Raw genomic sequence first — 14,879 nt, 5'->3', positions numbered from 1 at the left:
GAGGGCGGCGTTACGACCAATTTTATCTCAATCCTCAAAAAATTGCGATCGCTAATACGTAAATAATCGAGCAAGCAATGCTATAATTGTAACGATTTCGTAATTGGGGCTGTGGCTCAGATGGATAGAGCAAGCGCCTCCTGAAAATCGGGCACCCTGCGAGGAAACTCCGGGAGTGAATGTGGTCAAACTCAAGGAAGCCTAAGTCTGGCAGCAGATATGGTAATCTTGAGCCAAGCTTTACCCTACAACAGGTAAAGAAGGTGCAGAGACTGGCTTTAAGGAATTTCAACAAATCTCCTTAAACATACGGCCACCACCTAAAGGCTAAAAACCTACGGTGAAGGAATAGTCCAGAGAGTGGGGAAACTCACACAAATCTGAAGCGCTAGGTCGCCGGTTCAAATCCGGCCAGTCCCGTTAAATAATTAAAAATTAAGAATTAAAAATTAAAAATGAATACGCTTCATTTTTAATTTTTAATTCCTGTTGGTAGGGTATGCCTGTCGGATGTTATATCAAGGCTCATCTGTCAGCTAGCCAGAATTTTTGTAGATATAATGCGGTTGAATATTGGTTTAAGCAAACGACGTTATCGACGTTTTAGAACTTCCAGTAAAAGTTGGTTTCTGATGGTGCTTTTGATTGTGTGTTGGTTTGGCTTCCATCAACTCAAAAGTTATTGGGAACAACCCCAAGCTTTATTTGTGCTGGGCGGCGCTGCGGAGCGAGAGGTGTTTGCAGCCAATTTTGCCCGCCAACATCCCCAATTGCCCATCTGGGTATCTTCTGGGAGCAATCCAGAATATGCAGAATGGGTGTTTTCGGAAGCGGGGATCGATCCGGATCGTTTACATTTAGATTACCAAGCTGTAGACACTGTAACTAATTTTACAACCCTAGTCGATGAGTTAAAAGCTCAAGGAATTCATAGCGTTTATTTGATTACTTCTGATGACCACATGAGGCGAGCTCGGATTATTGGCGAGATAGTTTTAGGTAGTAGAGGTATTAGTTTTAAGGCGATTTCGGTTCCCTCTGGGCGATCCCCAGAGCCCATTGAAAAAGTAGTTAGAGATGGTGTTAGAGCTATTATTTGGTTAACTACTGGTTATACAGGAGCTAGCCTTGGGCAATTGAAAATTGGTAATCGGTAATTGAAAATTGGTAATTGGTAATTGGTAATCGGTAATTGGTAATTGCTAATTGCTTTGTTCTTGAACTAATACATAGGGCGATACAATCAAAGCATTAAACTTTTTAGCTGTATTTTGATTCCATTCAGCTATCTGTTCCGGCGATGGTTTCGTCATCTGCTGTTCGCTAATCCAACGCTGCACAAAATTTACATTATCAGAAGCGATCGCTTCCCCAACTTCCAGCAAATCTAATTCAGGTACAACAATCACCAAAACATCGCGCTCAACGTGAGGCATCAGCCACTCCCAATTAGCCACATCCAAATTTTCTGCTAACTGTGTTTTCAAATTTTCCATTATTCGTTAGTTGTTAATTATTCGTTAGTTGTTAGTTGTTAGTTGTTGGCTATCTTCATAAATCATTAGTGATTAGCAATTACCAATTACCAATTAGCAATTAGCCATTACCAATTACCAATTACCAATTACCAATTACCAATTATCTTCCTAAATCGTGCATAGCATTGATCTCGGTAGCACATCTTTGGGTAATAGCTTCTAATTCTTCGCGATCGCTAGAACCAGGCGCATCAATCACCTCACCAATCCGCACCGTCAGAGGCACAGAGCGCGGCACAGGAGAACCCTTACGGCTAATTTCGCTCGTACCCCACAAACACACCGGCAACAGCGGAGCCTTCGCCTTAGCCGCAATCAAAGCCGCTCCCAGCTTCGGTTCCGTAATTCTACCATCAGCAGTCCGAGTTCCTTGCAAAAACACCCCCGTCGCCCATCCCTGCTCTAAATAGCTCAAAGCTGAGCGAATAGCACTACGATCTGCCATCCCCCTCTTGACAGGATAAGCACCATATAGTATAATCGCTTTTCTCAAAATTGGAATCTCAAATAACTCCTCCTTCGCCATAAAAGCTACAGGTCGCTTCATGCAAGAAGAGAGAATCGGCGGGTCAAAGTCACTAGCATGATTGCTGACTACCACCAGCGGCCCCTGCTGAGGCACATTTTCAGCACCATAGATGCGGCCCCGAAAATAAGCGTGTAGCATGGGACTGACAACTGACCACTTGAACAAGTGGTAGAGCATCAAACTTTCAATCGGTTCGCGGCTTTTACTCACCCAACACCATCTTTAAACAACAGTTAATATATCCTACACTGCATTAGTCATGGTTATGAATATAATCTGCTAAAGCCTGATTAATCAGCGCTTGATATCCCTGCTTACCTGCCTTTTCCTCGAAGTATTCCACAATGAAAGCATCTAGGAAAATATCGACTCGCCGCTGACCTCGTTCAACAGCTTTTCCACCAACCCTTAGTACCGCATTCTTCATCTGTTCTTCCGTCACTTCTGGGATGTCAGAAAGGTCAATATTCTCATCTTGGATAGTATCAATTCGCTCCCAATTAGTTTGAGAGGCTTTGGAAGAAAATGAGTTGTTCACGTTTAGTTCCCTCCCTCATTGAAATAACACGAATTTCATCTCCAACTTCCGTATGAGCAACCACCACCACTCGCCCACCTAACAGTCCCAGTGTAATAAATCGCTGCTCCCCATAAGCATAGCGATTATCTTCAAATGTGAATGTTGCACCCTCAAAAACCTGGGAAGTATCCACAAAATCAAATCCGTGTTTGCCCAAATTTAATTGTCGCTTATTTTCATCCCAGGTGAACCGCATCCGTTAACTCGTAAATGGTGAATCAATTTCCCGCCAACATCGCCTCTCTACCTTCAGGAGAAGTCGCATAACCTAAAAAAGCTTGAACCGCTAGATTAGGAGGATTCTTGTAAACATAAAATAACTGTCGCTGAAAGGGATAATTAGCAGTACCAGGAGCTACACCATCAATAGGTACAACCCGAACATTTTGCTGATTAGCAACTTGAGCATAGGTAGCATAAGCAATCCCATTATTTCCTAACTCTCGCAGCAATAGAGTTGTAGTATCCGATGGCATAGTCTTAATATTAGGAGTAGTGCCAAATTCACTACCTTTGAGCACCAGTTCCTTAAAGGATTGATGAGTACCGCTAACGGGAGGGCGATTTACTACCTGAAGTGGATTTGCAGCTCCTCCCACCCCAGACCAATTATTAATTTTTCCGGTAAAAATTCCCTGAACTTGGGCAGAAGTTAACCCACCATTAAACGGATTATTCTTACCAATAACTACAGCAATTTGATCTGTTGCCATTGTGACTGCAACTAAACCTTGACTCTGTTCTTGAGATGTCAAAGGTCGCGATAATGCTGCTAAATCCACCCTACCAGCCGCTACATCGGCAATTCCCTTATTAGAACCACCAGCGCTAGTAGTAACATTAGTCCCCGGAAACTTCGCCTGAAAACCATTTTTGAGGTTCTGATTAATTGTCACCATGCTAGTAGAACCATCAATCTTAATCACAGTGTCCGCAGGTACAGAAGCGGGAACGGCAAAGGCAGTGGCAGGTTGTGACCCGCCTGCTATTGGTGCAGTGGGTGGTGGCGGCGGCGGTGGTGGCGGCGGAGTAGTTCCAGTTATATTAGCACTGGGATTCGTCTCTACTGCTGGCTGCCTTACGAAGAACCAATAACCAGCAGCCGCAAGAGCTAGAAAGATGAGGATAAAAACAATTGGAGGAGGGCCGCTACTTTTCGCCATAAATTCTCCTTATTCTGGAAGTTGTTTTTTATTGCTATCCAACATTTGCAGGCGGCGAGAAACTTCGTCGTCTGCGGTCATTTTTTCTAAGTCAGCTTGTAGCTTTTCTTGGGGATTTTCTGATAGTTCTGCAAAAGCTTGTTCTTTAAGATTCCGACGATGAACAGCACCTTTGGCTTGCTCGAACTGAGAGCGGGCAGAATCGATGCTAAGGTCATTATTAACCTTAGCAATTTGTCCCAAGGCTGCGTTAATTTCAGCCATATCTTTCATATTCTGCATATCCATTTTGTAAGCTTCGAGTTTTTGCCGTTCGCGGTTTAATTTGTCTTTGGAAGCATTCACGTACTTTTCAGCTTGCTGTACCTGCTCTTCCAACTGCGGCAAAATTTGTTCGATTTGAATTACCTTGGACATTGCCAGACGCGCCGCATCTTCGTTACTGTTGCGTTGAGCTGTCATTGCTTGACGCTCAAAAGTTTGCATTTCCTTAATTTTTTCGTCATACTTCTGCTTGGCTCGTTGGTAAGCTGCAACTTGAGTAGCGACTGCTGCTGCCAGTTTTTGCACTGATTCCTGCATTGAACGCAGAGATTGCTCGGCTACCTCTACCGCTACTTGGCCGCCAGATTCTACTGGTATTCCCCACAGCCAATTCCAAGTACCAACTATTGTTCTGCCTGCCTTTTCGCCCATCAACCAGTAAATTACTTTCTTCATAAGGGCTCGGTTAATGTTTTTACGTCCAGTGTACTACAGAATTTGACAATGTAGAGTGGGCGCTCCCATTTATATTCTCAGTACCAGAAATAGAGTGCTGATGGGCGGTTAACAAAAGATTAATTCGGCACTTGAGCCGCAGTGCTGACATTTTCCAACTCTAAATCGGGAGAGTTCCGTTTAATCAAACCTGTGAGCACTTTTCCTGGGCCAATTTCTATCACTTTTTCAACACCTTCCTGGGGTAATTGCAAACAGATTTCTCGCCACCGAACGCCTTTTGTCATCTGTTGAGCCAAACGCTGTTTCAAAGTAGCTGCATTTGTAGTTGGTGCTGGTTCAGCATTTGAGAGTACAAATACTTTGGCATCGGAAAATCTTGTAGCCTTTAAAAATTGTTGAAATTCGGTCGCTGCTGATGCCATTAAAGGTGAGTGAAAAGCACCTGAGAGGTTTAATTTTACAGCGCGTTTTACCTTGATTTTTGCTAAAAGTCCCTCTACGGCCGCAGGTTTTCCAGAAATTACGACTTGTCCATCGCTGTTGTCATTTGCTAACACTACGTCTTGACTATATTGGATTTGCAATTCTAGTTGCTGACGGTCAAACCCCATCAAGGCTACCATTTGACCGCCGGAGGTGTTATCCATAAGTTCGGAGCGACGTTTGACTAGGCGCAATCCTGTCTCAAAGTCAAATACACCTGCGGCGTAAAGAGCGGTATATTCTCCTAAACTGTGGCCTGCAACTACGGCGGGGTAATGGCCTTTTTGTCGCATTAAGTCAGCTAAGATACTTTCGATAACGTAAAGGCAAGGTTGAGTGTAAAGGGTGCGAGAAAGTTTTTCTTCATCACCTTGGCAAAGTTGTGGGACAGACCATCCTAAAATCTGTTCGGCGAGGCTAAATTTAGCTTTTGCTCCTGGCAGTTCTAATAAATCTGCACCCATTCCAACTGCCTGAGAACCTTGACCGGGAAATACCCATGCTGTTTTAATCATTTTTTTGGTAATTGGTAATTGCTAATTGCTAATTGCTAATTGCTAATTGTTAACTGTTAACTGTTAACTGTTAACTGGTAATTGGTAACTATTAATAGTTCCATTACTTTTTAATAAAAAAATTATGATTTTCCTTTTAGTGAGCTTTCTTCCATCAACTCAATCTCCGTTTTTGTAATAACTGACTGTTCGCGGTTTAACGCCCCCATTGAAAAATTGTTGCTCCCCAGGTCAATCCTGCACCGAAACCCGCCGCCGCGATCGTATCACCTGGTTTAATTTTACCTTGTCGCAAGGCTTCATCTAGGGCTAAGGGAATTGAAGCTGCTGAGGTGTTGCCGTAATTAGCAAGATTGCTGATTACTTTTTCAGGAGGAATTTTTAATCTCTGGGCTACTGCATCGAGAATCCGCTGATTAGCTTGGTGTAGTAGTAGCCAGTCAATTTCCTCTACGCTGATATTCGAGCGAAATATGGCTTTTTCGATGACTTCAGGGACTTTTTTGACGGCAAAACGGTAAACTTCTTGACCGTTCATGGTGATGGGTTGATAAGCGCCTTGAGCGATGGTAACGCCGGGAACTAATTCTTTAGGTTGGGGGCGGTAAGCTAGGTTTAGACAGGCATTTTGGGTGCCGTCGCTGCGAATTTCAAATCCTAAAAGGCGATCGCGATCGTTGGCTTGCATCACTACTGCACCGGCACCATCGCCAAATAAAACACAAGTGCCTCGATCTGACCAATTTACCCAGCGGGAGAGAATATCAGCGCCGATTAATAAGACATTTTGATAGGCACCGGTGCGAATGAACTGCGCGGCTGTGACTAACCCGAAAACAAAGCCAGAACAAGCGGCTGTCAAATCAAAGGCTACAGCTTTGGTTGCGCCTAACTGAACTTGAATTTGGCTAGCAGTGCCGAATAAATCGTCAGCACTTGAGGTAGCCAAAATAATCAAGTCGATATCTGTTGGTGCTATTTGCGCCATTTCTAGCGCCTGTTTGGATGCTGCGACTGCGATCGCGCACACAGAAGTTTCGGCATCCGCCAGCCGTCTTTGGCGAATCCCTGTTCTCGAACTAATCCACTCGTCAGATGTTTCAACGATCTGACTGAGACCGTGATTATCCAGGGAAACTTGTGGCGTACAAGAGCCGCTCCCTGTCAAGGCAATACCCATCCCTGATTGCTGCAACTTTCCTCTCCCAATAATTAGCTATTAGCTTAAGAAATTGAAAATTAAAAATCAAAAAGGTGACGTTGATTAGCTAAAACTACTATTAATAATAAGTAGTAAAGCGTTTTTAATTTTACCTTTTCAATTTTTAATTCCTGTAAACTTCCTCTAACTTCTAGCTTCTTGTTCCTGACCGCTTTTCTGATATTGCGACTGAATGCGCTCTAGCACTTGGTTATCAATCGCTTCTTTTGCCAGACGAATGGCATTGCAGATTGAATTTGCTTGAGACGATCCGTGACTGATAATGCAAACTCCAGCCACGCCCAAAAGCAAGCCACCTCCGTGTTCAACGTGGTCTACCCGCTGTTTAAACCGCTTCAGACTCGGTTGCAACATCTTGGCAGCAATTTTGTTTTCGATCCCAGAGGACAATTCCTCTTTAAACATTTGCAGGACAATTTCGCCTACGGCCTCTGCAAACTTCAATAAAACATTACCAACAAACCCGTCGCACACGATTACATCAAAGTTACCAGAAAGTACGTCGCGACCTTCAGCATTTCCCACAAAAGGAATCTGAGGATTATCAACCAACATCTGGTGAGTGCGTACAGCCAAGTCGTTTCCTTTAGAAGGTTCTTCCCCAATATTGAGAAGTCCGACTTTGGGTTCGGTAACTCCGAGTACGTACTGGCTGTAAATCGTTCCCATGACGGCAAACTGCTCTAAATACTTAGGGCGACAGTCTACATTAGCACCGACATCGAGGATGAGTACCGGTCTGCTGGATACCATTGTGGGCAAAACAGCGCCAATGGCAGGGCGATCGATTCCAGGAAGTCGGCCCAACCGCAGCAAGGCTGCGGCCATCGCGGCTCCTGAGTGACCGGCTGACACCACAGCGTCGGCTCGTTGCTGTTTTACTAAGTCCATTGCCACGTTAATAGAAGCCTTGGGTTTGCGTTTTAAGGCGCTCAAAGGCTCTTCGTGCATTTCTACCGTTCCCTCAGAGGGAACGATTTCTGGCTGGGGTGAGGCATGATGTTGCTTGAGCGAGGCTTGGATTTGCTCTGGGTCGCCCACGAGCAAAATTTCGACCCCTAATTTTTCCTGTGCCTTCAGCGCTCCCGCAACAATTTCAGCGGGGGCGTAATCCCCACCCATAGCGTCTATTGCAATCCTTGCGCGATTCGATCCCATTGACCAAAGTATGAGAAACCTTAAAAATTCTACCAGGAAGTCAGGATACACAGGCCATAAGTGGGAATTCTGTATTTGCGGTAGGTTCTGAATAGGATTAGGAGTTGAAAATGTTGGAATTGTTGAGCTCTGGGGTAATTTCTTTATGGCTGGAAGCGGCGGGGCTGCAAAAGGCTGGGTTGAATGCTGCGGCGGTGCTGGGTTGGGAAGGGGGGCTCTCTGGGTTGGTTTTAGCTGGTGGTGATGTTGGCCAGTCGCCTTTGGTGAATCCTGATGCGGTGACAACGGCGGCGGTGCAGGGATACTTAAGGCAGTTATCGGCAAAGGGGATGCTTGAGGGGACTCAAGGGGTGTGGATGCAGTCGGGTATCATGCCTTTGGTGAGTAATGAGGGGACTGTGCCGGTACCTGGGGCTTCGCTGACTAAGATTGCTACTTCTTTGGCTTCGCTGCAAACTTGGGGCCCGAATTTTCAGTTTGAAACGCGGGTGAGTGCGACTGGGCCGATTAAAAATGGGGTTTTGCAGGGGGATTTGGTGGTTGAGGGTGGGGGCGATCCGCTGTTTGTCTGGGAGGAGGCGATCGCTGTTGGTAATGCTCTTAATAAAATGGGGATTTCTCGCGTTGCTGGCAATTTGGTGATTGTTGGCAAGTTTTGGATGAATTATGAGTTAAATCCAATGGTGGTGGGGGAGTTATTGCGGGAGGGGCTTGATTCTACAATTTGGTCGCCGGGAGTTCAGGCTTTATATTTTAAAATGCCTCCGGGGACTGCTCGACCTCGTGTGGCGATCGCGGGTAATGTTGTAGCTAAGAAATCTGTGGCTAGTGGCCGCTTGCTGTTAAAGAGGCGATCGCTTCCTCTAGCAGAAATTCTGAAGCAAATGAATATCTACAGCGATAATGAGATGGCGGAAATGCTGGCTGATGCTGTGGGCGGGGCGAAGGTTGTACAGCAGCAAGCCGCTTGGGCGGCTGGGGTTCCGCAGTCTGAAGTTCAATTGATTAATGGTTCTGGGTTGGGGGAAGAAAATCGGATTTCTCCCAGGGCTATCTGTGCGATGTTACAAGCAATTCAACGTTATTTGTATGGCACTAATCTGACAATTGCTGATTTATTTCCTGTTTCTGGTCGCGACAAAGGAACGCTGGAACGTCGCCATATTCCTTTAGGAACTGTTGCCAAAACGGGGACTTTAGATCGTGTAATTGCTTTGGCTGGAGTTATACCAACGCGGGATCGGGGTTTGGTTTGGTTTGCAATTGTTAATCGCGGTAGTGATTGGGACGGATTAAGGAGTGAGCAAGATTTGTTCTTGCAACAGTTAGTAAGAAAGTGGGGAATTGCACCGAATTTACCCTTCGCAATTACGCCGCATATTAACGGCGCTCGGCCTGCTTTGGGTGCTGCTAATCGTAATGATATTCTGATTGGGGGTTAATTGTTAATTGTTAGTGGTTAGTGGTTAGTGGTTAGTAGTTAATATAAAAATACAACTAACAACTAACTAACAGTTAACATTTTCTATTTATGAATTGTTCCATCTGGTAAAATTGTTCCTGTTAATTTAGTTCCAGTCAATTTTACAAAAATGCGATCGCCATAACCAATTTTAGCTCCTGTTAAGTTAGCACCACTCAAATCTGCACCACTTAAATCAGCTCCAATTAAATTAGTTTCTCTCAAATCTGCATTGGTTAAGCAGGCTGACAAAAGGTTGGCTCTAAACAAATTTGCTTTGTACAAATTCGCCCCTTTTAGATTTACATTATGCAGGAAAGCATCGCTCAAGTCGGCATCACTTAAGTTAGCATTACTTAAGTTTCTACCTGATAAATCCTTCTCTTTCAATGAAGCTCCTCTAAAGTCTGCTCCGCTTAAATCGGGAGTTTGGCTTTGATTAGGCTGGGGAGAATTAGGATAGGATGGCGATTGAGGAGGGGATTGATAGTAAGATTGAGCTTGAGGTTGAGGAGGGGATTGATAGTAAGATTGAGCTTGAGGTTGAGTAGGAGATTGATAGTAAGATTGAGCAGGAGATTGAGCAGGAGATTGATAGTGAGATTGAGCTTGCGATTGAGCAGGAGATTGGTAGTGAGATTGCGCTTGGGATTTTGCTTGAGCAGAAGATTGATGATCGGATTGTGCTTGGGATTTCGATTGAGCAGGAGATTGGTAGTGAGATTGCGCTTGAGATTTTGCTTGAGCAGAAGATTGGTAGTGAGATTGCGCTTGGGATTGCGATCTCCATTGCGCTTGAGATTGAGAATGACGAGCCTGCTCTTTTGACTTGGAGGATCGCGCCGATCCAGCGGTGACTTTAAGTGCCCGTAATTTTTCCCGTGCTTGATTAATTTCCTTAAGTTTTTCTTGAGCTTTTTGTTGCAGTCTGGGATTATCGTTAGGGATACGATCCGGATGCCAAATAAACGCCAAATCCTTATAAGCCTGGTTAACTTCTTCTTGAGAAGCCCCTGGCAATAACCCTAGAACCTTATAATACTGATCTAGCTCCTTCATGCGGGCAAGTCTCCTGATTTAGCTAAGCTATAGATAGATAGCAAAAACTCTCGGATTCGCTGTTCCTCAGTTGGCGCATCTTCCAGCATCGGAAAATGAGCGGTATTCGCGATTATAACAAATTCCACCAGATCATTTTTTAGTAGTTAGGAAAAGCTTTGTAATATCTTAATATTTGACGAGCTTTAGCACCCGCCACAGGCTAGCGATATTATCCAATCGTACTAACTATAACAATACTCATCAGTAAAATTATTATCGGCATCATCCCTGAACCTATGACATAGTGGAAAGGTAACAGCCCCTTGGGTCTCTACTTTTTGCTTTTACAAGCGAAAAGTATACAAGAGTCGCGAATACTTAGCAAGGTCAATTTTCCACAACTACAGGAAAGAGGGCCAATCGATCGTTTTTATCCTTAATACGATTTTAGGTAGCATGAAATACAATTATATGTATATACTAGCACAAAAATAGTTATGTCAATATTAAAAGTTACACCGATCGGAGCAAGCACGATGTATCAAACAATCTTGTTTATTAAAAAATAATACTGTGATGAAAGGATCATTCTTCGTAAGTTTGCGATTCCGAATGACAGTTGGCGTACTCGTGGGAGCAGTACCTCCAATGTTAATTGCTATCTGGTTTGCTACCGATCGCGCCATCAATATTATCCGCATTCAAGCCAAACAAAACCTTGAATTAAAAGCGGAAGTCTTGACGGAAAGTGTATCACGGTGGGAACAAATGAATGTTCGGATTTTGCAAAGTCTCAGTCAAAACCCCAGCATAATTAGCATGGATTTCACTCAGCAATTGCCGCTAGTGACTGCTATTAACCGCACCTATAACCACATCTATGTTGCGGAAACTTACAATTTAGAAGGTTATGTTATTTCTCGCGGCAGTGGTCAGCCTGTAGATCGTATTTACCGAGGCGATCGCCAATGGTTTAAAAGTGCAATTGCTGGCAATAAAATCACCCGCGAAGCTCTAATTTCTCGCCTCACAGGAAAACCTGCCGTTATCTTTTCTACACCGATTGTAGAATTTGTTAATATCTATCCCGGTGACAGAAATTCATCAGTAAGTGAATTACAGCAGCAACTTAAAATACTTGATTACTACAAAGGTGAAATTACTGGTAATTACGAAGGCAAAACCGTCGAAGCAGTTAAAGAGTTTCAGAAAGCTTATCCTGGTTTACCAAATAACGGTATTGTCAATTTCACAACTAAACAAATTCTAGATTTAGCAACTCACTTACCGCAAGATTCAGTTAATGAAGCAGAAGGATTATCATTAACTAAAAAAAGAGTTTCTATTCCTACAAATGCAATGGCTAAAACGAAAGGAGTAGCTATTATCGGCACATTTCTTAGCGATCTAGCTCACGCAGTTGGGGCAGTCCGATTGGGGAAAACAGGCTTTGCTTTCCTGGTAGATGAAAATGGTGCAGTCCTAGCCCATCCCGACCCCAATTTTGTATCTGGAGATCATCTAATTAACTTTAGTAACTATCCAGCAGTCAAAACTTTATTACATGGTCAAACAGGCCTGTTTTATTTTACTGATGATAAAGGCGTAAAATGGCTATCCTATGGAAAAAAATTAGACATGGGCTGGGGGGTAATTATTTTGCAGCAAGAAGCTGAGGCTTTAGAAAATGAACAGTTATTTTTAAAATTAGCAATCGCGGTTGCCGTCATTGCTGTTTTGGGTGTAGGTGGTTTGACATGGATACTAACTAGCCGCATTATTCACCCAATTACTCATTTGACAGTTGCAGCAGAAACTTTGTGTAATGGGGAATGGAACGAGAGAGTAAATATTAATCGTAAAGATGAATTGGGAACTTTAGCGAAGGCTTTTAATCAGATGGCTTCGGAGTTACAAAAGTCATTCACTAACTTACAATCTAAAAATGAAGAAGCGCAAAAAGCTCGGACTGAGGCTGAGGAAGCAAGCAAAGCTAAAAGTTTGTTCTTAGCCAATATGAGCCACGAACTTCGCACTCCATTGAATGCGATTATCGGTTATAGTGATATGTTAGCTGAAGAATCTTTAGACTTAGATTTTGAAAATTTTATCCCCGATTTACAAAAAATAAATAGTGCAGGGAAGCATTTATTATTACTTATTGATAATATTTTGAATGTGTCGAAGATAGAATCTGGTAATATACAGCTAGATTTGGAATTATTTAATATTGAAACTATGGTTAAGGATGTAGTCAATACTATTGAACCTTTATCTGAAAAAAAGGCTAATGTCTTGATTGTTAACTACCCAGAAGATATTGGCACGATGTATGGTGATGTTATCAAAACTCACCAATGTTTGTTTAGTTTACTAAGTAATGCCAGCAAATTTACTGAAGGTGGCTATATTAATTTAGAGATATATCGCCACCGCAGTAGTCAGCAAGAAGAATCGGAAATTATGCCTGTGGAAGAGTGGATTATTTTCAAGGTCAGCGATACTGGAATTGGGATGAGTTATGAGCAAATTGGGAAAGTTTTTCAAGCTTTTACTCAGGCGGATGAGTCTGCGACGCGGCGATATGACGGTAGTGGTTTGGGACTTGCTATAACTAAGAAATTCTGTCAGATGATGGGGGGAGATATTCAGGTTGAAAGTCAATTGGGAAAAGGGTCTATTTTTACTATTAAATTGCCAGCGGCGATTAGTGCGGATTAGCGAAGGAGATTTTTTGGTCAAATTATTAATTGATGGTATGATAGGATAGGTAATGGCAATTTAATTAAGAACAATTGGGTTGAGATTTTATGAGTATTGTGATTTCCCTAAATTCTGAATGTATAAATAACTTGGATATATCATCAGTTCAGACGGCGATCAAAAAGTTGCTGGAAGAGGGAGATATCGCATCTAGCGAACAACAGTTGAAATTTGAAATTGACTATCCTCGCGATCCTCTCGATCCGCGAGAACTTTCTGAGATTCCAGAGGTAAGGCTGTGGTTTATTCGAGTAGATGCTTCTTATCCTTGGTTGCCATTTTTATTAGATTGGAAAGGGGGAGAATTAGCTCGATATGCAGCAATGCTAGTGCCGCATCAATTCCATAAAGCGGAGGGGATTCAATATAACCCGGAAGCTTTAGAGATATTTTTAATGCACAAAATTTTTGTTTTAATGGATTGGTTGAATCAGCAGGGAATCCCGGGCAAATCAAAGTTGATGTCGATGTCGCAGATGTTTGGTTATGACTTAGATGATGGTTTTTTCGAGCTGATTTTTGGTCATAAATGATATTTAATATTGGTTTTTGTTACAGGTAATTGCTAATTGCTAATTGCTAATTGTTATAATATAGGTTGAGGCGCGAGCTAAGCGTAAGCCAACTCTTTGTTAAGGGTTAACGATTAACTGTAACCAACCTACTCAAAACCACTTGTTCCTTGTTCCTCCTGCCTTCTGCCTTCTGCCTCCTGCCTCCTGCCTTCTGCCTTCTGCCCCTATAATACCGCTTTTAAAAATCTAGGTAAACCTAGTAAGACTCAGCGGTGTAAGTTTCTTAAGCATTCTTTCCTATCGCTATAATTCTAGGCAAGCTTTCACAATTTGAGCCTCTTGTTTACCGTTTGGCAAACCAGTTTGCAATGGGATCTGACCGTGCGATTTCAAGTTGCCAACCGCATCAATATGAACCCAACCAATTGAGCCGGGATTCATGTCAATACCAATACATCCATAATCTACAGAACGCGATACCTGCTCAACCTCTGACGCTGTAAAACTCACCGCAACACACCATTTATCATCCTTGTAGTAGAAGTGCCAAGTTTTAGCTCCCGTAGCAGGTAATCTGTTAATATTGCGAGGGAAGTTTCCAATCTGAGAATCTACATTTTTACCAAACTTAGATTCTAAACAAACTGGCACTCTAAATCTTAAATTGTCACCATTCCACTGACACACCTGATTGCCATAAGACTCATCCTTAGAGCCAACAATCAAGGCTTGATTCTTGGGGACGTGAACCCTTACAGGGATTGACTTTAAGACGGACAATATTTGCCGATACCTGGTCAGCTTACGTTTTTTGTTGTGTATCTGAAAGCGTAAGTTTTGCCAGTTAGTTTGACGATCCTTTAGGTCACTAGATAAGGGAAATCCACAGCCAGTTTTACTGTTTTGCCAGTTCTTTTTAGCGTAAAACTTACGAGCTAATTTAAGTTTTCTCTCAGCTTTTTTTAACCAAGCTTCGCAAGATTTAGCTTTACCTTCTAAGGTTTTTATGTGTGAAATACGACACAATGCGGCGCTATCAACAGCACCCTTAGCCGATGAGATTACACCATTGGCATGACGTTTATTAATACCGTAAGTTTTTTGTAGGTGTGTGTTCCATTGCGACTTATTAAATCCTTCTCCTAACATCATAAAGTTGACGGTTTCACATACTGAAGAGTGAAATA

Annotated in this window: 15 protein-coding genes and 1 pseudogene; 4 read left to right on the top strand and 12 right to left on the bottom strand. The window is 42.9% G+C overall.

Annotation, left to right across the window (positions count from 1 at the left end; translation table 11 throughout):
• Positions 1 to 560: 560 nt before the first annotated feature.
• A complete protein-coding gene (locus PY364_RS16720) occupies positions 561 to 1,157 on the top strand; it encodes a YdcF family protein (RefSeq protein WP_275524177.1) in 597 nt (198 codons plus the stop codon).
• Between the two features lie 45 nt (positions 1,158 to 1,202).
• Here the strand turns inward: PY364_RS16720 and PY364_RS16715 are convergent, their stop codons facing one another.
• From PY364_RS16715 to plsX, 9 genes are all read right to left on the bottom strand, one after another.
• Positions 1,203 to 1,496, bottom strand: coding sequence for a DUF2288 domain-containing protein (locus PY364_RS16715; protein WP_275524176.1), 294 nt, complete (start codon positions 1,494 to 1,496; stop codon positions 1,203 to 1,205).
• A 142-nt stretch (positions 1,497 to 1,638) separates the two neighbouring features.
• Positions 1,639 to 2,277 (bottom strand): lysophospholipid acyltransferase family protein, encoded by a 639-nt coding sequence (locus PY364_RS16710; RefSeq protein ID WP_275524175.1) that lies wholly within the window; start codon positions 2,275 to 2,277, stop codon positions 1,639 to 1,641.
• Positions 2,278 to 2,320: 43 nt separating this feature from the next.
• Positions 2,321 to 2,605, bottom strand: a complete 285-nt coding sequence (locus PY364_RS16705) for a BrnA antitoxin family protein (protein ID WP_275524174.1) — start codon at positions 2,603 to 2,605, stop codon at positions 2,321 to 2,323.
• Positions 2,568 to 2,843 carry a BrnT family toxin gene (locus PY364_RS16700; protein WP_275524173.1) on the bottom strand — a complete coding sequence of 92 codons (276 nt, stop codon included), beginning with the start codon at positions 2,841 to 2,843 and terminating at the stop codon, positions 2,568 to 2,570. Before PY364_RS16700 ends, PY364_RS16705 begins: the two co-directional genes overlap by 38 nt.
• A gap of 22 nt (positions 2,844 to 2,865) precedes the next feature.
• Positions 2,866 to 3,810: a phosphate ABC transporter substrate-binding protein gene (locus PY364_RS16695; protein WP_275524172.1), complete on the bottom strand. Its 945-nt coding sequence runs from the start codon at positions 3,808 to 3,810 to the stop codon at positions 2,866 to 2,868.
• A 9-nt stretch (positions 3,811 to 3,819) separates the two neighbouring features.
• Positions 3,820 to 4,530 carry a PspA/IM30 family protein gene (locus PY364_RS16690; RefSeq protein ID WP_275524171.1) on the bottom strand — a complete coding sequence of 237 codons (711 nt, stop codon included), beginning with the start codon at positions 4,528 to 4,530 and terminating at the stop codon, positions 3,820 to 3,822.
• Between the two features lie 119 nt (positions 4,531 to 4,649).
• The gene (gene fabD, locus PY364_RS16685; RefSeq protein ID WP_275524170.1) at positions 4,650 to 5,531 is read right to left on the bottom strand and encodes an ACP S-malonyltransferase; all 882 of its coding nucleotides are present in this window, start codon (positions 5,529 to 5,531) and stop codon (positions 4,650 to 4,652) included.
• Between the two features lie 196 nt (positions 5,532 to 5,727).
• A complete protein-coding gene (locus PY364_RS16680) occupies positions 5,728 to 6,711 on the bottom strand; it encodes a beta-ketoacyl-ACP synthase III (RefSeq protein ID WP_275524179.1) in 984 nt (327 codons plus the stop codon).
• A gap of 165 nt (positions 6,712 to 6,876) precedes the next feature.
• Entirely contained in the window at positions 6,877 to 7,911 is a 1,035-nt protein-coding gene (gene plsX / locus PY364_RS16675; protein ID WP_275524169.1) for a phosphate acyltransferase PlsX, read from the bottom strand.
• Between the two features lie 110 nt (positions 7,912 to 8,021).
• On the opposite strand from plsX, the gene PY364_RS16670 reads away from it, so the two are divergent.
• Positions 8,022 to 9,353, top strand: a complete 1,332-nt coding sequence (locus tag PY364_RS16670; RefSeq protein WP_275524167.1) for a D-alanyl-D-alanine carboxypeptidase — start codon at positions 8,022 to 8,024, stop codon at positions 9,351 to 9,353.
• An 83-nt stretch (positions 9,354 to 9,436) separates the two neighbouring features.
• On the opposite strand, the gene PY364_RS16665 is transcribed toward PY364_RS16670, so the two are convergent.
• Entirely contained in the window at positions 9,437 to 10,432 is a 996-nt protein-coding gene (locus tag PY364_RS16665; protein WP_275524166.1) for a pentapeptide repeat-containing protein, read from the bottom strand.
• Positions 10,429 to 10,560 (bottom strand): hypothetical protein, encoded by a 132-nt coding sequence (locus PY364_RS16660; protein ID WP_275524164.1) that lies wholly within the window; start codon positions 10,558 to 10,560, stop codon positions 10,429 to 10,431. Before PY364_RS16660 ends, PY364_RS16665 begins: the two co-directional genes overlap by 4 nt.
• A 430-nt stretch (positions 10,561 to 10,990) precedes the next feature.
• On the opposite strand from PY364_RS16660, the gene PY364_RS16655 reads away from it, so the two are divergent.
• Positions 10,991 to 13,135, top strand: a complete 2,145-nt coding sequence (locus PY364_RS16655; protein ID WP_275524163.1) for an ATP-binding protein — start codon at positions 10,991 to 10,993, stop codon at positions 13,133 to 13,135.
• Positions 13,136 to 13,224: 89 nt separating this feature from the next.
• Positions 13,225 to 13,710, top strand: a complete 486-nt coding sequence (locus PY364_RS16650) for a CRR6 family NdhI maturation factor (protein WP_275524161.1) — start codon at positions 13,225 to 13,227, stop codon at positions 13,708 to 13,710.
• A 285-nt stretch (positions 13,711 to 13,995) separates the two neighbouring features.
• On the opposite strand, the pseudogene PY364_RS16645 reads toward PY364_RS16650, so the two are convergent.
• Positions 13,996 to 14,879 (bottom strand): annotated as a pseudogene (locus tag PY364_RS16645) (hypothetical protein); the annotation flags it as partial.

It is taken from the genome of Kamptonema sp. UHCC 0994 (genome assembly GCF_029167235.1).
Classification (GTDB): domain Bacteria; phylum Cyanobacteriota; class Cyanobacteriia; order Cyanobacteriales; family Microcoleaceae; genus Kamptonema.
Note: the sequence above shows the minus strand (reverse complement) of the source record. Positions and strands in the feature narration are given on the sequence as shown.